Annotated in this window: 21 protein-coding genes; 10 read left to right on the plus strand and 11 right to left on the minus strand. The window is 67.3% G+C overall.

Annotation, left to right across the window (positions count from 1 at the left end; genetic code table 11):
- Nucleotides 1-63: 63 nt before the first annotated feature.
- The 3 genes from proC to AC1REK_RS08905 all read right to left on the minus strand — a co-directional run bounded on the left by proC (nucleotide 64) and on the right by AC1REK_RS08905 (nucleotide 2,085).
- On the minus strand, nucleotides 64-879 hold the full coding sequence (gene proC, locus AC1REK_RS08895) for a pyrroline-5-carboxylate reductase (protein ID WP_327524094.1): 816 nt from the start codon (nucleotides 877-879) through the stop codon (nucleotides 64-66).
- 151 nt (nucleotides 880-1,030) lie between these two features.
- A complete protein-coding gene (locus AC1REK_RS08900) occupies nucleotides 1,031-1,537 on the minus strand; it encodes a type III secretion system chaperone family protein (RefSeq protein WP_066471096.1) in 507 nt (168 codons plus the stop codon).
- A gap of 293 nt (nucleotides 1,538-1,830) precedes the next feature.
- Nucleotides 1,831-2,085: an accessory factor UbiK family protein gene (locus AC1REK_RS08905; RefSeq protein WP_066472549.1), complete on the minus strand. Its 255-nt coding sequence runs from the start codon at nucleotides 2,083-2,085 to the stop codon at nucleotides 1,831-1,833.
- 178 nt (nucleotides 2,086-2,263) lie between these two features.
- Between AC1REK_RS08905 and AC1REK_RS08910 the strand changes: the two genes are divergently transcribed.
- The 8 genes from AC1REK_RS08910 to pth all read left to right on the plus strand — a co-directional run bounded on the left by AC1REK_RS08910 (nucleotide 2,264) and on the right by pth (nucleotide 10,013).
- Nucleotides 2,264-3,415: a M24 family metallopeptidase gene (locus AC1REK_RS08910; protein ID WP_492268673.1), complete on the plus strand. Its 1,152-nt coding sequence runs from the start codon at nucleotides 2,264-2,266 to the stop codon at nucleotides 3,413-3,415.
- 202 nt (nucleotides 3,416-3,617) lie between these two features.
- Entirely contained in the window at nucleotides 3,618-4,181 is a 564-nt protein-coding gene (locus tag AC1REK_RS08915; RefSeq protein WP_492268326.1) for a hypothetical protein, read from the plus strand.
- Nucleotides 4,182-4,365: 184 nt separating this feature from the next.
- Nucleotides 4,366-5,310, plus strand: coding sequence for a ribose-phosphate pyrophosphokinase (locus tag AC1REK_RS08920; protein ID WP_316016797.1), 945 nt, complete (start codon nucleotides 4,366-4,368; stop codon nucleotides 5,308-5,310).
- 10 nt (nucleotides 5,311-5,320) lie between these two features.
- Complete coding sequence (gene queC / locus AC1REK_RS08925; protein ID WP_492268325.1) at nucleotides 5,321-6,064, plus strand: 7-cyano-7-deazaguanine synthase QueC; 744 nt, start codon at nucleotides 5,321-5,323, stop codon at nucleotides 6,062-6,064.
- Nucleotides 6,054-6,617, plus strand: coding sequence for a VUT family protein (locus AC1REK_RS08930; protein WP_316016799.1), 564 nt, complete (start codon nucleotides 6,054-6,056; stop codon nucleotides 6,615-6,617). The genes queC and AC1REK_RS08930 overlap by 11 nt, the downstream gene beginning before the upstream one ends.
- A gap of 100 nt (nucleotides 6,618-6,717) precedes the next feature.
- Complete coding sequence (locus AC1REK_RS08935; protein WP_492268324.1) at nucleotides 6,718-8,568, plus strand: bifunctional diguanylate cyclase/phosphodiesterase; 1,851 nt, start codon at nucleotides 6,718-6,720, stop codon at nucleotides 8,566-8,568.
- Between the two features lie 136 nt (nucleotides 8,569-8,704).
- Nucleotides 8,705-9,313: a 50S ribosomal protein L25/general stress protein Ctc gene (locus AC1REK_RS08940; protein ID WP_492268323.1), complete on the plus strand. Its 609-nt coding sequence runs from the start codon at nucleotides 8,705-8,707 to the stop codon at nucleotides 9,311-9,313.
- Nucleotides 9,314-9,401: 88 nt separating this feature from the next.
- Nucleotides 9,402-10,013: an aminoacyl-tRNA hydrolase gene (gene pth / locus AC1REK_RS08945; RefSeq protein WP_492268322.1), complete on the plus strand. Its 612-nt coding sequence runs from the start codon at nucleotides 9,402-9,404 to the stop codon at nucleotides 10,011-10,013.
- Between the two features lie 6 nt (nucleotides 10,014-10,019).
- Here the strand turns inward: pth and AC1REK_RS08950 are convergent, their stop codons facing one another.
- Nucleotides 10,020-10,622, minus strand: coding sequence for a hypothetical protein (locus AC1REK_RS08950; RefSeq protein WP_492268321.1), 603 nt, complete (start codon nucleotides 10,620-10,622; stop codon nucleotides 10,020-10,022).
- Between the two features lie 201 nt (nucleotides 10,623-10,823).
- Here AC1REK_RS08950 and ychF point away from each other — a divergent pair, with 201 nt between their 5' ends.
- Nucleotides 10,824-11,921: a redox-regulated ATPase YchF gene (gene ychF, locus AC1REK_RS08955; RefSeq protein ID WP_316016804.1), complete on the plus strand. Its 1,098-nt coding sequence runs from the start codon at nucleotides 10,824-10,826 to the stop codon at nucleotides 11,919-11,921.
- Between the two features lie 66 nt (nucleotides 11,922-11,987).
- Complete coding sequence (locus AC1REK_RS08960; RefSeq protein WP_492268320.1) at nucleotides 11,988-13,010, plus strand: MaoC family dehydratase; 1,023 nt, start codon at nucleotides 11,988-11,990, stop codon at nucleotides 13,008-13,010.
- Here AC1REK_RS08960 and AC1REK_RS08965 read toward each other — a convergent pair whose 3' ends face one another.
- The 7 genes from AC1REK_RS08965 to AC1REK_RS08995 form a co-directional block, all read right to left on the minus strand.
- A complete protein-coding gene (locus AC1REK_RS08965) occupies nucleotides 13,011-14,318 on the minus strand; it encodes a GGDEF domain-containing protein (RefSeq protein ID WP_492268319.1) in 1,308 nt (435 codons plus the stop codon). It lies immediately after the preceding gene.
- A gap of 53 nt (nucleotides 14,319-14,371) precedes the next feature.
- Nucleotides 14,372-15,016, minus strand: coding sequence for a class II aldolase/adducin family protein (locus AC1REK_RS08970; protein WP_316016807.1), 645 nt, complete (start codon nucleotides 15,014-15,016; stop codon nucleotides 14,372-14,374).
- Nucleotides 15,013-16,122: an S-methyl-5-thioribose-1-phosphate isomerase gene (gene mtnA, locus AC1REK_RS08975; RefSeq protein WP_492268318.1), complete on the minus strand. Its 1,110-nt coding sequence runs from the start codon at nucleotides 16,120-16,122 to the stop codon at nucleotides 15,013-15,015. The genes AC1REK_RS08970 and mtnA overlap by 4 nt, the downstream gene beginning before the upstream one ends.
- Before the next feature lie 7 nt (nucleotides 16,123-16,129).
- Nucleotides 16,130-16,675: an adenine phosphoribosyltransferase gene (locus tag AC1REK_RS08980; RefSeq protein ID WP_316016809.1), complete on the minus strand. Its 546-nt coding sequence runs from the start codon at nucleotides 16,673-16,675 to the stop codon at nucleotides 16,130-16,132.
- Between the two features lie 121 nt (nucleotides 16,676-16,796).
- Nucleotides 16,797-17,678, minus strand: coding sequence for an S-methyl-5'-thioadenosine phosphorylase (locus AC1REK_RS08985; RefSeq protein WP_492268317.1), 882 nt, complete (start codon nucleotides 17,676-17,678; stop codon nucleotides 16,797-16,799).
- 150 nt (nucleotides 17,679-17,828) lie between these two features.
- Complete coding sequence (locus tag AC1REK_RS08990; protein ID WP_327523501.1) at nucleotides 17,829-18,695, minus strand: cytochrome c1; 867 nt, start codon at nucleotides 18,693-18,695, stop codon at nucleotides 17,829-17,831.
- Nucleotides 18,696-18,708: 13 nt separating this feature from the next.
- Nucleotides 18,709-19,992 carry a cytochrome b gene (locus tag AC1REK_RS08995; protein WP_492268316.1) on the minus strand — a complete coding sequence of 428 codons (1,284 nt, stop codon included), beginning with the start codon at nucleotides 19,990-19,992 and terminating at the stop codon, nucleotides 18,709-18,711.
- Nucleotides 19,993-20,051 lie beyond the last annotated feature (59 nt).

Here is a 20,051-nt window from a genome sequence, read left to right on the forward strand (position 1 = left end):
GATTCTCCTGTCGCCTGCAGATATCCTGAATCTAGGCTCCACCGGCGCCGGTTGAAAGGCCGCTCAGCCGGAAAGCTCTTCGGCGCGACGTTTGGCGGCAGCAACGGCGCGCCGCATCAGCAGAGGCATGCCGTCCTCGGCCATCAGCACTTCGAGCGCCGCGGCGGTCGTGCCGCCGGGCGAAGTCACGTTCTGGCGCAATGTTCCCGGCGCGAGGTCCGACTGGAACAGCATTTCGCCGGCGCCCTCGACCGTCGCCCGCGCCAGCCGCCCCGCCAGATCGGCAGGCAGGCCGGCGGCCGCCCCCGCGGCGGCGAGAGCTTCGACCAGATGGAAGACATAAGCCGGGCCGGAACCCGAAACTGCGGTGACGGCGTCGATCAGCCCCTCATCGGCCAGCCATTCGACCTTCCCGATGCTGCCGAGAAGCGCGTCAGCCATCTCCCGCTGGGCGGCGCTGACGCCGGGCCCGGCGGCGGCGGCGGTGACGCCGCGCTGCACCGAGGCCGGCAGGTTCGGCATGGCCCGCACGATCGCCCCGGCATTGGGCAGGCGCTGGGCGAGATCGCCGAGCGTCTTGCCGGCGAGGATCGAGATCAGGAGGGTGCGCGGGCCGATCAGCGCCTGGACGGCAGGGGCGGCGGTGTCGAGCATCTGCGGCTTGGTCGCCAGCACCACCACTTCGGCGGCAGCGACCTTCGGCGGATTGACCGCCATGCCCTTTTCGGCAGCGAGCGTCGACATGGCCTCGCTGATATGCGGATCGACCAGGGTGATCCCAGGTCCTGCCATGCCGATGCGGAGCCAGCCTTCGAGCATGGCGCCGCCCATTTTGCCGGCCCCGACGAGCACGAGGGATTGCGGAAGCTGGCTGGACATGGGCGTCTCTCTTGTCGATGCCGCGCGTCATCCTCGGGCGCAGCGAAGCGGAGACCCGAGAATCTCTGTCATGAGATGGTCGGGTCAAGCCCGACCATGACGCGCATGGGGGGTGCCGGGTCAAGCCCGATCGCGGCCGCCGGCGGGCCGCTCAAGCTTCGCCGACCGTCTCCAGCAGCGCGCCCTCGAGGCCCTCGCGGGCGCTCTTTCCGGCCCAGACGACGAACTGGAACGCCTGGAAATAGCGCTCGCAGGCGTCGATCGCGGCCTTGATCATGCCGGCCGCCTGTTCCTCGGTCGGCTCCGCCCCGCCCGAGAGCAGGAGCGCATGGCGGTACATCACCACGTTCTCATTGCTCCACAGGTCGAAATGGCCGAGCCAGAGCTGCTCGTTGACCAGGCTCACCAGGTTCAGGACTTCGGACCGGCGGCGATCCGGCACCCTCAGGTCGAAGGCGCAGGCGACGTGGATCGATTCCACTTCCGAGAGCCAGGTGATCGCGACGTGGTAGTCCGCCCAGCCGCCGGTGACGGCGACCGAGAGCTCATCGTCGCTGTCGCGGTCGAAGCTCCAATGGTTGAGGGAGGCAAGGCGTTCAATCAGGTCGAGAGGATTGGAAGGCCGATCGCTCTCGGCATCCAGATCAAGGTCCATCATGCCCAGGGTCCAACTGCCGGCGCCCTGCGAACGCAGGTCCGACGCGTTTGAGAACAGGAACACGGCGACTGGGAAAAGCGTAAGGCACACAACCCGACTGAACGGCCGCGAGCGGCCGCCGGATCATCGGAAAGCTTCGCGAGACGAAGCCTGCCGACGAATCACCTCTCTTCATCGACGATAGCGCAGGCGGTCAACGTGCCCAACACGCTATCCAAGCTCGGCGGATTCGACCGCCGGCTCAATCCCCTCGCGGCGCTGTCCACAGCACGAGTCCATGCGAGGGGAGCCGTTCAGTCCTTCGCGGACTTGCCCTCGAGCGCGGCAAGGCGGGCAGCGAGCTTGTCGTTCTCCTCGCGCGCCAAGAGTGCCATCTCGCGCACCGCCTCGAATTCCTCGCGGGTGACCACGTCCATGTCGCGCAGCAACCGCTCGATCTGGGTCTTGACCACGGTCTCGACCTCGCGGCGCACGCCCTGTGCCGCCCCGGCCGCGTCGGTGGCCAGACGGGCGATGTCGTCGAGGATGCGGTTGCTGGTGCTGACCATGGCGGCCTCCGGCGCTGCGGCGCCCTGTGCGCCTTGAACCGGAGATATGGCGAAGGAGCACGCGCGGCGCAATCGCGCATGCGCCGGCTCGGCGCTTTCGTCACGGCCGCGCCCTTCTCGCCTTGGCGACCCCAGCACGCTATCCCTGATGCATCGCAACGCCCGACGGTCCTTCGCCATGGCCCTGCATTTCTCCTCCGCCGAGTTCGCCCGCCGCCGTCACGCCCTGCTCGCCGCCATGGCGCGCGAGCGGCTCGACGCCGCCTTCCTGTTCCAGCAGGAATCGATGTTCTGGCTCAGCGGCTACGACACTTTCGGCTTCTGTTTCTTCCAGTGCCTCGTGGTGAAGGCGGACGGCACCATGGCGCTGCTGACCCGCTCGGCCGATCTGCGCCAGGCCCAGCACACCTCCAATCTCTCCGACATCCGGATCTGGAAGGACGGCCGCGACGCCAACCCCGCCCGCGACTTGCTGGAACTGGCGCGCGACATGGGGCTCGCCGGCAAGCGCATCGGCGTCGAGTTCGAATCCTATGGTCTCGTCGCCGCCAATAGCCGCAAGCTCGAGGCTGCCTTCTCCGGCATCGCCGAACTCGTCGACGCCTCCCTTTTGGTGACGCGCCTGAGAGCGGTGAAGTCGGTGGAGGAGATCGTCCATGTCCGCCGCGCCGCTTCCTTGTCCGACGCGGCCGACAAGGCGGCGCTCGACCTGATCCGTGCCGGCGCCGACGAGGGCGAGATCCTCGCCGCCCAGCACAATGCGATCTTCTCCGGCGGCGGCGACTATCCCGGCAACGAGTTCATCATCGGCTCGGGTCGCGATGCGCTGCTCTGCCGCTACAAGAGCGGCCGCCGCAAGCTCGACCCCGACGACCAGATCACGCTCGAATTCGCCGGCGCCGACCGGCACTACCACGCCGCGATCATGCGTACCGTCGTCATCGGCAAGCCGCGCCCGTTGCACATTCGCTATCACGAAGCGGCGAAGGACGCGCTGCTCGCCTGCGAGGCGGCGCTGAAGCCCGGCAACACCGCCGGCGACGTCTTCGCCGCCCATGCACGCAGCTTCGACGCCCATGGCCTGTCGGGCCACCGGCTCAATGCCTGCGGCTACTCGCTCGGCGCCAAGTTCACCCCGTCCTGGATGGACTGGCCGATGTTCTACGAAGGCAATGACTGGGTGCTGGAGCCCGGCATGGTGATGTTCGCCCACATGATCCTGATGGATTCGGAGAGCGAGACCGCGATGTGCCTCGGCCGGACCTATCTCGTCGGGGAGGACGGCGCCGAGGCGCTGAACCTGCCCGATCTCGATCTGGTCTTGCGTTGATCCGATGCGCGCCAGCCATGCCGGAGAGGCCGCCTGCGCTTCGCGCGGCGCTGAATCGCCAGCGCGTCAAGGAGTTTGATGAAGAGCCGGTTAGTCTTGCACATCGAAAGCGCATTTCACTTTCGCACGACATGATCTAGAACGGACGCCGCAGGGAAGACCAAGCAATCCGAGCCCGACAACAAACAGGGCGGGAGGCAACATGTCGATTCGTACTTACGCACCCCTTCTGGGGTCGCTCGTTGCGCTTGCACTTGCGGGCTGCCAGGAGACCACCACCGCCGCGCGACCTCGGGTCGACGCTCCCGGCGTGCCCGTCTCGGTGCAGAGCATTTCCGGTGCGCCGGACCAGGTCACGGCTGCCTTCGCCGGGCTGCTCGGCGAAGCTGCGGCGGAGCGCAAGATGGAGATCGTCCCCGGCGACAAGCCGGCCCGGTTCCGCGTCCGCGGCTATCTGACCGCGCAGCCGACCGAGGACGGCCAGACCTCGCTCGCCTTCGTCTGGGACGTCTATGACGAGACCAAGAAGCGCGCGCAGCGTGTCCAGGGCGAGAGCCTTGGTCGCCGCAGCAGCGGCGGTGATCCCTGGGCAGGCATCGACCAGACCATCGTCGCCAAGGCGGCCTCCGATTCGATGGATGCGATCGCTGGCTTCCTGACCACGGCGCCCCAGGCGGAGGCCAAGCCCGATGCCAAGGGCAAGGCGGCCGAGAGCAAGTCGACGACGGCCCGGGCGGGATCGGCGGGCGGCGCCAAGCGTCTCTAGCAGCCGGCCATCAGACCGGCCGAACTGACCTATCGGCAACCTGATCGGTCATGGCTTTTCCACGTTTCTGTTGCAGTTCTGTTGCAGTGCAGCGGTCGACTCACCGTCGCACCACTGTTAAGAGCCGTTCGAACCAAGCCGGCCCCTCGCGGCTTGGACTGCCAGTCCTCACGGTGCGCCCGGCATGAACTCCTCCATCAAAGTCGTCGCCGGTAACTCCAACCGGCCGCTGGCTGAGGCCATCTGCGCCTCGCTCGGCATCCCGCTCGCCAAGGCTTCCGTCCGGCGCTTCGCCGACATGGAGGTCTTCGTCGAGATCCAGGAGAACGTTCGCGGCCAGGATGTCTTCGTCATCCAGTCGACCTCGTTCCCGACCAACGACCACCTGATGGAGCTGCTGATCATCACCGACGCCCTGCGCCGTTCCTCGGCGCGGCGCATCACGGCGGTGATTCCCTATTTCGGCTATGCTCGGCAGGATCGCCGCGCCTCCGGCCGCACGCCGATCTCGGCCAAGCTCGTCGCCAACCTGATCACCCATGCCGGTGTCGACCGCGTTCTGACGCTCGACCTGCATGCCGGACAGATCCAGGGCTTCTTCGACATCCCGACTGACAACCTGTTCGGCGCTCCGTTGATGGCCCGCGACATCAAGGACCGGCTCGACTGGAAGAACGCCATGGTCGTCTCGCCGGATGTCGGTGGCGTGGTGCGCGCCCGCGCCCTCGCCAAGCGCATCGACGCGCCGCTCGCCATCGTCGACAAGCGTCGCGACCGGCCGGGCGAGTCGGAGGTGATGAACATCATCGGCACGGTCGAAGGCCGCTCCTGCATCCTGCTCGACGACATCGTCGATTCCGGCGGCACGTTGGTGAACGCTGCCGAGGCGCTGCTCGCGCAGGGCGCCAAGGAAGTCTACGCCTACATCACGCACGGCGTGCTCTCGGGCGGCGCCGTGGCGCGCATCGCCAATTCCAAGCTCAAGGAACTGGTGATCACCGATTCGATCATGCCGACCGAGGCGGTGAAGGTCGCACGCAACATCCGGGTCATCTCCATCGCCAATCTGATGGGCGAGGCGATCGAGCGCACCGCGAGCGAATCGAGCGTCTCCAGCCTGTTCGACTGACGGGCCCGCCATGGCGGCCCCGACGCCCGGCGGCGACCGAGCCCTCGTCCTCTTCTCAGGCGGCCAGGATTCGACCGTCGCCCTCGCCTGGGCGCTGCAGCGCTTTTCCGGCGTCGAGACGGTCGGCTTCGACTATGGCCAGCGCCATCGCATCGAGCTCGAAGCCCGGCTGACGATCAGAGACAAGCTGCCTGCGCTCGCTACGGCCTATGCCGAGCGCCTCGGCCCCGACCACCTGCTCGATCTGACGACGCTGGGCAGGATCTCGGACACCGCCCTGACCAGCGAGAGCGAGATCGCCTTCGCCGAGAGCGGCCTGCCGACGACCTTCGTGCCCGGCCGCAACCTGATCTTCCTCTCCTTCGCCGCCGCCCTCGCCTATCGCCGCGATTGCAGGCACATCGTTCTCGGCGTCTGCGAAACCGACTATTCCGGCTATCCCGATTGCCGGGACGACACCGTCAAGGCGATGCAGGTCGCGCTCGGCCTCGGGCTCGACCGCAGGCTGGTGCTGCACACGCCGCTGATGTGGCGCGACAAGGCGCAGACCTTCGCCCTTGCCCGCCGGCTGGGCGGCCAGCCCCTGCTCGACCTGGTGGTCGAGGACACCCATAGCTGCTATCTCGGCGACCGGAGCAGGCGCCACGCCTGGGGTTATGGCTGCGGCCACTGCCCGGCATGCGACTTGCGTTCGAAAGGTTTCGCGGCCTTCGAGGCCGCGCCAGGTGACAGCGGACCGAATTATGACGACTGACCGGCAACGGCGCATCGAGGGACTGATCGCCCTCGTCCTCTTCGGCTTGAGCATTCCGGCGGCCAATTGGCTGATCGGCAATGCCGGCACGGTCTGCGCGCCGAACGGCCCCTGTCTCGTTCCGGTCGCTCCCGGCATCATGGCACCGAGCGGCGTGCTGATGGTCGGGCTCGCGCTCGTGCTGCGCGACATCGTCCAGCGCCGGCTCGGCGCCAAGGCGGCGCTGATCGCGATTGCCGCCGGTGCGCTTCTCTCCGGTCTGCTCGCCCCACCCGCCATCGTCATCGCCTCGATGGCGGCCTTCCTGCTGTCGGAGCTGACCGACTTCGCGGTCTACACGCCGCTGCAGCGCAATCATTTCGTTGCCGCGGTCGCCGCCTCCAGCATCATGGGGCTCGTCGTCGACAGCATCGTCTTCCTGCAGCTGGCCTTCGGCAGCCTGGACTTCCTGACGGGCCAGATCATCGGCAAGGCCTGGATGGTGCTGCTGGCGCTGCCGCTGATGTTCTGGCTGCGGCGGCGCGACGAGCGCCTCGGCCTGATGCCGGCCTGAAGGGCCGTTTTCCGAACAATTCGAGATAACGGCGCAACCGTAGGTTCATGCCCTTGGGGCATGATCGCGGAAATGTGCTTGTTGCTGCCTCGAGGCTTGTTTGGACTCCGTCGAACGTCTCCAGTCCCTGCAGAACGCAACCCTGGAGGCGATCGCGCGCGGCGAGCCGCTGACGGCGATCATGACCTCGCTGTGCCTGCGGGTCGAAGCCATCGCCCCCGAGGTCGTCTGCTCCGTCGTCGCCGTCGATGCGGAAAGCTGCCTCCAGCCGCTGGCGGCGCCCAGCTTGCCGGCGAGCTACGCCGCGGCCCTGCGCGGCGTTTCATGCGGACCGCGCGTCGGCTCCTGCGGGACCGCGATCCATCGCGGCAGTGCCGTCGAGGTGACCGACATCGCCAGCGATCCGCTCTGGCAGGGTTATGAAGGGCTGGTGCTGCCGCTCGGCCTGCGCGCCTGCTGGTCGAGCCCGATCAAGGCGCGCGACGGCCGCGTGGTCGGCAGCTTCGCCTTCTATTATCGCCGCAAGCGCGGCCCGGACGCGCTGGAGCGCCGCATCGTCGCGACCTGCGTCCATCTCTGCGCCATCGCGATCGAGCATGACGAGGTCAGGACGCGCAACCATCAGCTCGCCTATTTCGACGCGCTGACCCGCCTGCCGAACCGGGCGCAGTTCAACGACGCCATCGCCCGCATGACCGCCAGGGCCGAGCCCTGCTTCGGCCTGCTGCTGATCGACATCGATCATCTCAAGGCGGTCAACGACACGATGGGCCACGCCACCGGCGACCGCCTGATCGAAACCGTCGCGGCACGGCTGGCGGAGGTCGCGGGGACCGGCACGGCCTTCCGGATCGGCGGCGACGAGTTCGCCGTCCTGCTGCCGGATTGCGGCCAGGCTCCGCAGCTGCGCGCGGCGGCGACAGCCATCCTTGCCGCGATGCCCGCCCCTTTCGACCATGACGGCAACACCATTATCCCGAGCGTCACGATCGGGGCCGCCCTGGCCGGAGCCGACGGCACCGATAGCGTCACCTTGCGGCAGAACGCCGATTTCGCGCTGTATCACGCCAAGGAGACCCGGCGCGGCCGGTATGTCCGCTTCAAGTACGGGCTTCGCACCTCGATGATGCGGCGCGTCCAGATCGTCCAGACCGTCGACGACGCCCTCGGCAGCGGCCGGGTGCTGCCGCACTACCAGCCGATCATCCGCCTCGACACCGGCGAGCTCGCCGGCGTCGAGGCGCTGGCCCGGATGCGGCTCGACGATGGCCGCATCGTCGCCGCCGGCGAGTTCCACGAGGCGATGCTCGATCCCAAGGTCGCCTACCGGATCTCGGGGCAGATGCTCGCGGCCGTCGCCGCCGACATGGCGCAATGGCAGAGCGGCGGACTTGAGCTCCGGCATGTCGGCATCAACTTCACCACCGCCGACTTCCAGAAGGGCGACCTCGTCCAGCGCATCTCCCGGGTTTTCGAGCGCGCCCAGCTCCCGCTCGAGCGCCTCGTCGTCGAGATCACGGAGCAGGTCATCATGGGCGGACGCCGCGACGGCGTCGCCCGAACCATGGAAGCGCTGCGCGAGCGCGGCATCCAGGTGGCGCTCGACGATTTCGGCACAGGCTTCGCCTCGCTGACCCATCTGCTCGACTTCCCGGTCGACATCATCAAGATCGACCGCTCCTTCATCGGCGGCATAGAGGCCGGCGCCCGCAGCAACGTCATCGTCGAGGCGCTGGTCGGGATCGCCAACCGGCTCGGCGTCAAGATCGTCGCCGAGGGCATCGAGACCGCCGAGCAGCTCGCGCGCCTGCGCGCCATGGGCTGCGTTTTCGGCCAGGGCTATCTCTACTCGCGCGCCATACCCGCCGCCGGCGTCGCCAGCTTCATCCAGGACCTGCGCCAACGCGGACCGGCGGCGCAGCCGGATACGCAAGCCGCAACGGCGGCCTGAGGCGGCCGGGCTTGAGATCGGCGGCTATTTCGCCTATGAGCCTGCCTGCGCTCCACTGACACCCTTGGAGGCAGGAGCGCGAACCGAGACGGCCGCCACCAGGCGGCCTTGTCATTTGAAAGCAAGGACAACACCAATGACCGCTGTGAAGCAGATCCAGGCTTCGGCGCGCGCTCAGGTCGGCAAGGGGGCCGCCCGGGCAGTTCGTCGTCAGGGCCTCACCCCCGCCGTGATCTACGGCGCCGGCGAAGCCCCGCAGGCCATCGCGCTCAACGCCAACCAGACCCGCCTGATGATCTATGCGGGCCACTTCCTGACCACGCTGCTCGAGATCGAGGTGGACGGCAAGAAGACCCGTGTCATCCCGCGCGACTACCAGCTCGACCCGGTCAAGGACACCCCGCTGCACGTCGACTTCCTGCGCGTCGCCGCCGGCCAGACCATCAAGGTCCAGGTGCCCGTGCACGTGGTCGGCCAGGAATCGTCCCCCGGCCTGAAGAGCGGCGGCACCATGCAGATCGTCGAGCACACCGTCGAGATCGACGTCGCTCCCGAGAGCATCCCGGAATTCCTCGAAGTCTCGGTCGCTGGCCTTGAGGTCGGCGATACCCTGCACAGCAACGACATCAAGCTGCCGGCCGGCGTTTCGCTGACCTCGCGTGACAATCTCACGCTGGTCACGATCCTGCCGCCGACGGTCGATGCCGAGCCGGAAGCTGCCGAGACGGAAGCCGCCAAGGCCTGATCAGGGCCCTTTCGCCATACGGTGCGACTACCGTCAGACGGCCGGGCTCGCCCGGCCGTTTTCTTTTGGCAGATGCTGGAGAGCAGGAATGCTGATCTTCGCCGGCCTCGGCAATCCGGGCACGCGCTATGCGCGCAACCGCCACAATATCGGCTTCATGGCGGTCGAGGCGATCGCCCGCGCCTGCCGCGCCGCGCCCTGGCGCGTGCGATTCCAGGGGCAGGCCTGCGAGGCGACGATCGGCAGCGAGAAGGTGCTCCTGCTCAAGCCGCAGACCTATATGAACGAATCCGGCCGGGCCATCGGCGAGGCGGCACGCTTCTTCAAAATCGCGCCGGCGGACGTGATCGTCTTCCATGACGAACTCGACCTCGCTCCCGCCAAGCTGCGGATCAAGCTCGGCGGAGGCAATGCCGGCCATAACGGCCTGCGCTCGACCACCGCTGCGATCGGCAACGAGTATCGCCGCGTGCGCATGGGCATCGGCCATCCCGGCGACAAGGCTCTCGTCCACGCCTATGTGCTGAACGATTTCGGCAAGGCTGAGGAAGCCTGGGTCGAGGATCTCTGCAGCGCCTGCGCCGACAATGCCACCCTCCTCGCCGCCCATGACGATGCCGGCTTCCAGAACAAGGTGCACCTTTTCATGGAAGCGCGCGGCCATGGCGCGGTGAAGCGTCTCGGCGAGAAGGCGGACTGACGCCGCTCAGAGCGGAAGCTGCGCACCAGCCCTCGCGACGGTGACACGGCTGGTGGTCAGGCCGCCATCCGCCTGCCGCTGCGCCGTCAGCGCCACCTGTGCGCCGGCGGCAAGGTCGCTCGCCTGCGCTGGTGCCGCCATGACGATGTTGGCCTCGGGCGGGATCGCGATCCTCTGCTCGCCGCCGGGATAGGTCAGCGTGACGCTGCCGCCCCCGACCTGCGTGACTGTCTCGGCGACCGTGGCGTTGGTCATCGTCGCCTCGGGGAGCACCGCCCAGGGTCGATGCCCCTCGCCGGTGCCGCGCATCGCCTCTGGGAAGATGACGACCTGCACCGCCTGAAGCTCGCCTCCTGACGACGTGCGTGCCCCGACCCCGATGAAGCTGCCCTTCTTGATGTCCGCCATCGACGCCCTGACGATGGCACCGACCGCATAGTTCGGCGCCAGAGCGACGGAAGCTATGCCGTCCGGCGTCTTCACCGTCAGCATCTGTCCCTCAATTCTCTCGACGCTGCCGCGGATGCGGACCTGCTGCGTCTGCGCCGCCACGCCGAAGACGGCGGAACTGACAAGCACAGTGGCGAGGGCAAACGAAGGGAGGCGCATCGAACCGATCTCCGGCCGCCGACAGATGGCTGAGGACCAGTCCTGCGCCCCGCCAGCGGCGACCGCCATGCACTTTCGCGCGAGCTAGTCTCCGGCGTGCCATCTTGTCTTTTGCTGCCATGCACCCAATAACGCCCCCGAGAACCGAAATGCTGTATCGCAGCCGCCGGAGCGTGGCCGCGACCTGATGAGCGAGCAAAAATGGGCTTCAAATGCGGTATCGTCGGCCTGCCCAATGTCGGCAAGTCGACCCTGTTCAACGCGCTGACGCAGACCGCGGCGGCCCAGGCGGCGAACTATCCCTTCTGCACGATCGAGCCGAATGTCGGCGACGTCGCGGTGCCCGATGACCGGCTGGAGAAGCTCGCCGCGATCGCCGGCTCGAAGGAGATCATCCCGACCCGGCTGACCTTCGTCGACATCGCCGGGCTGGTCCGCGGCGCCTCGCGCGGCGAAGGCCTCGGCAACCAGTTCCTCGCCAATATCCGCGAATGCGATGCCATCGCCCATGTCGTGCGCTGCTTCGAGGATGGCGACATCACCCATGTCGAGGGCAAGATCTCGCCGATCGACGACATCGAGACCATCGAGACCGAGTTGATGCTCGCCGATCTCGAGAGCCTCGAGAAGCGTGTCCAGCCGCTGGAGAAAAAGGCGAAGTCCGGCGACAAGGAGGCCAAGGAAGCGGCCGAGCTGATGAACCGCTGCCTTGTCCTGCTGCGCGACGGCAAGCCGGCGCGGCTGGTGCAGGTCGCCGCCGAGGAGCGCAGGGCCTTTGCGATGCTCGGCCTGCTCTCGTCGAAGCCCGTGCTCTATGTCTGCAATGTCGAGGAGGCGAGCGCCGACAAGGGCAACGCCTTCTCCGAACTGGTCAAGGCGCGCGCCGCCGAGGAAGGCGCGGTCGCCGTCGTCGTATCCGCCAAGATCGAGAGCGAGATCGCGGTGCTGCCGCAGGCCGACCAGAAGGACTATCTCGACGCGGTCGGGCTCGAGGAGCCCGGCCTCAACCGGGTGATCCGCGCCGGCTACGCCCTGCTCAACCTCGTCACCTACTTCACCGTCGGCCCGAAGGAAGCCCGCGCCTGGACGATCGAGAACGGCACCAAGGGCCCCGCAGCCGCCGGCGTGATCCATACCGATTTCGAGAAGGGCTATATCCGCGCCGAGACCATCGCCTATGACGACTACATCGCCAACAAGGGCGAGGCGGGCGCGCGCGAGGCCGGCAAGTTCCGGCTCGAAGGCAAGGAATATGTCGTCGCCGATGGCGACGTGCTGCATTTCCGCTTCGCCAACTAACGCGCTTTGCGTTCGCCCGCCAACGGGCGAACGCTCGCAACTCGCGCCGGACAGGGGGCATAGGCAATGCGGTACTTCGAGGATTTTGTCGCGGGCGCGGTCGTCGAGGGGGGCTCGCTCGCGATCTCGGAGGGGGACATCCTCGCCTATGCCCGCCGCTTCGACGCGCAGGACTTCCACACCGATCCGGAGGCCGCCAAGGCGAGCTTCGTCGGCGGCCTGATCGCGTCCGGCTGGCATAGCTGCGCGCTTCTGATGCGGCTGATCGCCGAAAGCTTCATCCTCGATTCAACCTCGATGGGTGCACCCGGCATCGAAGAGGTGAAATGGCTGCGGCCCCTCAAGCCGGGCGACGTCGTCAGCCTGCGCTGGACCGTCATCGAAACCAAGGAATCGCGCTCGCGCCCGGAAATGGGCCTGGTCAAGTTCCGCTTCGAGCTTCTCAACCAGCGCGGCGAGCCCGTGCTGGAGCAGACCAACTGGATCATGTTCGGCCGCCGCGGCTCGGGCTTCGAGGCTCCTGCCGGCAACTGGCTGGCGCATTCACCGAGCTATGTCGCGCCGGCTCGTACCAGCGAGGTCGAGCCGGCCGCCGGCCCAGCGACGCCGGCCCGCTTCTTCGACGATCTCGTAGTCGGCGAGAGTCATGAGCTCGGCAGCCTCCTCTTCACCGCCGAGGAGATCGTCGCCTTCGCCCGCTCCTTCGACGCGCAGCCCTTCCATATGGATGAGGACGCGGCTCGCCAGAGCTCATTCGGCGGGCTCTGCGCCTCGGGCTGGCACACTGCGGCCGGCTGGATGGCGGCGATGGTCGTCCATCGGCGCGGCCAGGAGGCTGCCTTCAAGGCCGCCTTCGGAGACGCCAGCGCGCCTCGCCTCGGCCCCTCCCCCGGCTTCAAGAACCTACGTTGGCTGAAGCCGGTCTATGCGGGCGACCGCATCACCTATCACTCGGTTCTTGCCGACAAGCGCGCCAGCGCCTCGCGCCCGCAATGGGGGCTGTTCTTCCACCACAACACCGGCGTGAACCAGAACGGCGAGACCGTGTTCAGCTTCGAGGGCTGCGCCTTCGTCGAACGTCGGGCCTGATCAGCCGGCGATGCGCCGTGGCAGCGCGGGCCCGCTCGCCGTCTCGATGCGATCGCGGCCATTGCGCTTGGCCGCATAGAGCGCGTCATCAGCCAGTGCATGCAGGCTGGTGGCGTCCAGTGGTCCTTCGCCTGCGCAGAGGCCGATCGATACGGTGACGCCCGTCAGATCGGGGTGGAGCGTCTGCCAGGGCACAAGGGCGAGCGAGCGGCGAATGGCCGCCGCCATGCCGTATGCCGCCTCGAGGCGTACCCCGGCGAGCAGCACGCCGAACTCCTCGCCGCCGATCCGCGCGACGAGCGCCGAGACCGGCGCGACCTGGTCCGCGACGACCTTGCCGATCATGCGCAGGCAGGCATCGCCGACCAGATGGCCGAAGCGGTCATTGATCGACTTGAAGTGGTCGGCATCGATCATCATCAGCGAAAGCGTTTGCGGGAGAGCGACGGCATCGGTCAGCCGCGCCACGAAACGGCGACGATTGGCGAGCCCCGTCAGCCCGTCCGTCTCCGCCAGCTCCGCCAGCGCCGCATTGGCCCGGCGTAACGCCTCCTGCGCCTCCAGCAGTTCCATCTGCTGGCGCTTGGCCACGGTGATGTCGGCATGGGTGAAGAAGCTGAGGCCGCCGGCGCTGTGCCGCGCGATCAGCCTGAGCCAGCGCTGGCCGGGAAGCTCGATCTCGAACGGCACGCCATCATAGCGCAAGCCGTTGCTGATCGCCGCCCTCCAGGCCGCCACGGGCGAGGTTCCTGCCCAGCAGCGGGCAATGATCTCGTCGAGCTTGCGCCCGACCACGGGCGCGCCGCGAGGCAGGTCGTAGAGCCGTCGGAAGGCATTGTTGGCGGCGATGATGCGGTCATTCGCATCGAGAATCGTCGCGCCGTCGGGAATGAAGGGAAGCGCGTCGATCAGCGGCAGCGTCATCTCAGGCGCCGTCTCCGCCTGGCTGTCGACATCGAGCCGTTGCCACAGGCGCACGCGCCCGCCATCCGGAGCCTGCAGGGATGCGGCGCGCAGGCGCCGCCCGTGATGGCTGAATTCGAACGGCTGGGTCTGGTTCTCATGCCGCGCGACGCCTTCGGCCACATGCCGGTCGATATCCGGCAGTTCCTCGGGCGGCAGGCGGCGGCGATAGAAGCGCACGAGATTGTCGGCATAGGGCTCGCCGACATAAATCTCGCCTTCATCCTCCGGGAAGAGCTGGAGGAAGGTGCTGTTCCAGCCCAGGGCCCGCATATCGGCGTCGTATTCACAAGCCCCAATACCGAGGGCGTCGAGCGAATCGAGCAGATAGCGCGAGAGCTTCATGCTCCCTTGATTAAAGAAGAGGCCTTAACAACCAGTAAGACGCGCCGTTAAGATCAACCTACCTTTCCGTAACCCGCGAACCGCGCCGAGACCCTCTCCATCTCGGCCGCATCGAGGATGACCGGCTCGAGCCCGGAGGCCAGCAGGTCGAGATACTGCCCGGCGAGGTTCTCGACTTCGGCGACGATGGTGTGGGCGCCGGCTAGGCTGCCGCCGAGCGCGATCACGCCATGATTGGCGAGCAGCACCGCCTTGCGCCCCTCCAGCCCCTTGACGGCATTCGCCGCGAGTTCCGGCGTCCCGAAGGTGGCGTATTCGGCGCAGCGCACATCGGCCCCGCCGCAGAGCGCGATCATGTAGTGGAAGGCGGGAATGCCGCGCCGCGCGCTGGCGAGCGCAGTGGCGCGCGGAGAATGCGTGTGCACGATCGCCTGCGCGTCCGGGCGGGCCTTGTAGATCTCGGTATGGAACGGCCATTCCGAGGAGGGCTTTCCGGCACCCGAGAGCACGCTGCCGTCGAGCGTCAGATGGATCAGGTCCTGCGGCTTCGTCTTCGCATAAGGCAGGCCAGACGGCGTGATCAGCAGACCGCCTTCGAAGCGCGCCGAGACATTGCCCGACTTCGACGGGCAGAACCCGGCTCGGTCGATCGCCTGCGCCACCTCGACGATCTGCTGGCGAAGTTCGGTCTCGGTCATTTCATGCGCTCCTGCGCCAGTTCAGGGAAAAGCCGGCTCAGCCCCTCGAAGCTCGCGGGCGCGACGCCGCGCTCGGTGACGAGGCCGGTGACGAGCCGGGCCGGCGTGACGTCGAAGGCCGGGTTGGCGGCCGGGCTGCCCGGCGCCGTGACCTGGAAAATGCCCGGGCGGCCATCCTCGCCGACCCCACGCAGATGCGTGACTTCGCCGGCCGCGCGTTCCTCGATCGGGATCTCCGCGAGGCCATCGCTGAGCGACCAGTCGATGGTCGGCGACGGCAGGGCGACATAGAACGGCACCCCGTTGTCATGGGCCGCCAGCGCCTTGAGATAGGTGCCGATCTTGTTGGCGACGTCGCCGGTCGCCGTCGTCCTATCGGTGCCGACGATCACCATGTCGACCTCGCCATGCTGCATCAGATGGCCACCGGCATTGTCGGAGATCACCGTGTGCGGCACGCCATGGGCGCCGAGCTCATAGGCGCTCAGAGCCGCGCCCTGATTGCGCGGCCGCGTCTCGTCGACCCAGACATGCACCGGAATGCCCGCATCATGCGCCAGATAGATTGGCGCCAGCGCAGTGCCCCAGTCGACAGTCGCGAGCCAGCCGGCATTGCAATGGGTCAGGATGTTGATCCGCTCGCCGGCCGGCTTGGCCGCAGCGATGGCGCGGATCAGCCCGAGGCCATGCTCGCCGATGGCGCGGCAGAGCGCGACATCCTCGTCGCAGATCGCCGCGGCCTCGGCATAGGCGGCAGCGACGCGCTCCGTCTCGGGCAGCTCGATCAGCCGCGCCCGCATCCGCGCCAGCGCCCAATGCAGGTTCACCGCTGTCGGCCGCGTCGCGCCGAGCAAGGCGAGCGCCCGCTCAAGCGCGGCATCGGAGGCATCGCCCCTCAGGGCGAGCGCCACGCCATAGGCGGCGGTCGCGCCGATCAGCGGCGCGCCGCGCACGGTCATGTGGCGGATCGCGTCTGCTGCCTCCTCGACCCGCATCAGCCGGACCGTCTCGAAGCTGAAGGGCAGCTGAGTCTGATCGATGACCACGACGCTCCAGCCATCCTCGCCGAGCCAGATCGTGCGATAGGCCTTGCCGTCGATCTTCATGCCCGCCTCAATGTCCTTCGAAGGAGACCAGCGTGCGCACGGGCACGCCGAGGCGGCGAACCTTGTCGGCACCGCCGAGATCCGGCAGGTCGACGATGAAGCAGGCGGCGACGACCTCGGCTCCGAGCGAGGAAAGCAGCTTGACCGCCGCCTCCGCCGTGCCGCCGGTCGCGACGAGGTCGTCGACCAGCAGCACGCGCTCGCCAGGCGAAACGGCGTCCTTGTGAACCTCGATCTCGTCGCTGCCGTATTCCAGCGAGTAAGGCATGCTCACGGTCTGGAAGGGCAGCTTGCCCTTCTTGCGCACCGGCACGAAGCCGGCCGAGAGCTGGTGCGCCACGGCCCCGCCGAGAATGAAGCCGCGCGCCTCGATTCCGGCGATCTTGGCGATCTTCAACCCCGCGAAGGGCTGGACGAGTTCGTCGACCGCACGGCGGAAGGCCCGCGCATCGCCGAGCAGCGTGGTGATGTCGCGGAACAGGATTCCCGGCGCCGGATGATCGGGGATCGTCCGGATCGCGTTCTTCAGATCGGAGAAAGAGGGCCGGTCCATCAGGTCTTCCATCGGCTGCGGTGCTCCCTCTTAGAGCAGGAGGCGAAGCACTGGGAACCCGCTTTCGCGATGCTCCCCCTAGACTTGCCGGTATCGCCGGCGCCGCGACAGGGTGAGCGGCTCAGCCGGCCGGCTTCAGCACGCGCCCCGCCACCGCATCGAGCTTGGCGAGCAAAGCGGGATCGCGGAACTCCGGCGCCGTGACCAGCGCGAAGTCGAGCGCGTTGTGGGAGCCGGCCGGGCACGGCACCCGCTCCGCCGGAAAATCGGCTGCGAGCCGCGCCACCAGCCGGCGTGCCTTGTCGGCGTTCGCATGCAGGACTGCGATCACCGAGGCGACGTCGACCGCGCCATGCTCCTCATGCCAGCAATCGTAGTCGGTCACCATCGCAACGGTCGCATAGGTGATCTCGGCCTCGCGGGCGAGCTTGGCTTCCGGCATCGCCGTCATGCCGATCAGATCGTAGCCAAGGCCCTTATAGGTCAGCGATTCCGCATAGGTCGAGAATTGCGGGCCTTCCATGGTGACGAGCGTGCCGCCATTGACGAAAGGCAGCTCCTCCGCCGTCGCCGCCTCGGCGATCCGCGCCCGCAGGGCCGGACCGACCGGGTGCGCCAGCGAGACATGGGCGACGCAGCCCCGGCCGAAGAACGAGCTCTGGCGCCCCGCCGTGCGGTCGACGAACTGGTCGACCAGCACGAACAGGCCGGGATAGAGCTCGGCCTTGTAGGAACCGCAGGCCGAGAGCGAGACGAGATCGGTGACGCCGGCGCGCTTCAGTACGTCGATATTGGCGCGGTAGTTGATCTCGGAGGGCGGGATCGCATGGCCCCGGCCGTGACGCGGCAGGAAGACGATCTTGGTCGCCCCCATCCGCCCGATGCGCAGCACGTCGGAAGGCTCGCCCCAGGGACTCTCGATGCGCTCCTCGCGCAGATCGGTCAGCCCCGGCAGATCGTAGATGCCCGAGCCGCCGATGATCCCCAGAACCGCTTCAGCCATGCTCGTTCTCCGTTATCGTTCCGGATCAGGATCAGGAGTTTGTGACGTTGCAGCAACCGCTACCGGCCGTCAGAAGCGGCGTCCACAGCCGGCTGCGCAAACGAAAAGAGCCCCGTTGCCGGGGCTCTCGATTTCGAACGCTGTCAAAGCTCAGTGCGACGAGGCGTGCTCGGGCAGGCGCGACCAGACCTTCTTCTTGGTGTAGTAGAGCAGGCCCGCGAAGATGATCAGGAACAGCATCACCTGCATGCCGATGCGCTTGCGCGCCTCGAGATGCGGCTCGGCCATCCACATCATGAAGGCCGAGACGTCCTTGGCGTACTGCGCCACCGTCTCCGGCACCTGCGGCTTGCCGTCCGGCCCCTTCGGATACTCGACCTGGCCGTCATTGAGCGGCTGCGGCATCGCGATCAGATGGCCGGGCATATAGGTGTTGTAGTACTGGCCCGGCAGCAGCGGCGAGTGACCGGCCGGCGGCTCGGTGTAGCCGCGCAGCAGGGCCGTGATGTAGTCGGGCCCCTGCTCCTGGTACTGGGTGAAGATGTCGAAGATGAACCAGGGGAAGCCGCGCTCATAGGTCCGCGCCTTCGCCAGGACCGAGAGGTCCGGCGGATAGGCGCCGCCGCTGGCGGCGCGCGCAGCCTGCTCGTTCGGGAACGGAGCCGGGAAGGCATCCGCCGGACGGCCCGGCCGGTCGAACATCTCGCCGGACTCGTTCGGCCCGTCCTTGACCGTGTAGGTCGCCGCCAGCGCCGCGACCTGCGAGGCGGTGAAGCCCGGGCCACCCGGCTGCGACAGGTTGCGCAGCTTGATCAGGTTCATCGAATGGCAGCTGGCGCAGACTTCCTTGACGACCTTGAAGCCGCGCTGGAGCTGAGCCTGGTCGAACTTGCCGAAGGGGCCCGAGAAGGACCAGGTCTCGGCCGGCGGCTTGACGCGCTCACCGGCGCCGAAGGCCGGGCCGGCCAGGGCCATGACGGCCAGGCCAGCGGCGAGCGAGAGACGGAAAGGGATCATGCGCATGGTCTCATCAACCCTTGGCGTTCGGTGCGGAGGCGGTGGCGGCGCCGAGACGCGCGCCCGAACCGCCCTGGAGGTTGCCCAGCACCGAGTCCGCGATGGAAGCCGGCAGAGGCCGCGGCCGCTCGAAGATGCCGATCAGAGCCAGCGCGACGAAGTAGCCGAAATAGAGGACGGTGAAGATCTGCGAGGCGATGACGTAGCCGCCTTCCGCCGGCATGGCGCCGAGATAGCCGAGCGCGATGCAGACCACGAAGAACGCCCAGAAGAACTGGCGGGCGATCGGACGATAGGTCATCGACTTGATCTTGGAGGTGTCGATCCAGGGCAGGAAGGCGAGGATCGCAATCGCGCCGCCCATGGCGATGACGCCGCCGAGCTTATCGGGGATGGCGCGCAGGATCGCGTAAAAGGGCAGGAAGTACCATTCCGGGACGATGTGCGCAGGCGTCGCCGCCGGGTTCGCCGGGATGTAGTTGTCGGCGTGGCCCATGAAGTTCGGCTGGTAGAAGACGAAATAGGCAAAGACGAACATGAAGCAGACCATGCCGAACAGGTCTTTGATCGTCGCATAGGGGGTGAACGGAACCGTGTCCTTGGCGACGTTCTTCACCTCGACGCCGGTCGGGTTGTTCTGGCCGACATGGTGCAGCGCCCAGACGTGCAGGATCACCACACCGAAGATCATGAACGGCAGCAGGTAGTGCAGCGAGAAGAAGCGGTTCAGCGTCGGGTTGTCGACCGAGTAGCCGCCCCACAGGAAGGTGACGATCGTCTCACCGATCACCGGCAGGGCCGAGAACAGGTTGGTGATGACGGTCGCGCCCCAGAAGGACATCTGCCCCCAGGGCAGCACGTAGCCCATGAAGGCGGTGGCCATCATCAGCAGGAAGATGACGACGCCGAGGATCCAGAGCACCTCGCGGGGAGCCTTGTAGGAGCCGTAATAGAGGCCGCGGAAGATGTGGATGTAGACGGCGACGAAGAACATCGAGGCGCCGTTGGAGTGCAGATAGCGCAGCAGCCAGCCGTAGTTCACGTCGCGCATGATGTGCTCGACGGAGTTGAACGCCATGGTGGCATGCGGCGTGTAGTGCATCACCAGGACGATGCCGGTGATGATCTGCGCCACCAGCATGAACATCAGGATGCCGCCGAAGGTCCACAGATAGTTAAGGTTGCGCGGCACCGGATAGGACACCGCGGAATCGTGCATCAGCCGCACGATCGGCAGGCGCGCGTCGAGCCAACGCTCGATACCCGTCTTCGGTTGATAGGTGCTGTGCCCGCTCATGCTGCTCGCCTCAAGCTCTCTCAAATCCGCTGAATGCCGTCTTCGCCCGTCTACTCAGG

It is taken from the genome of Allobosea sp. GW823-FHT02B03 (assembly GCF_058797755.1).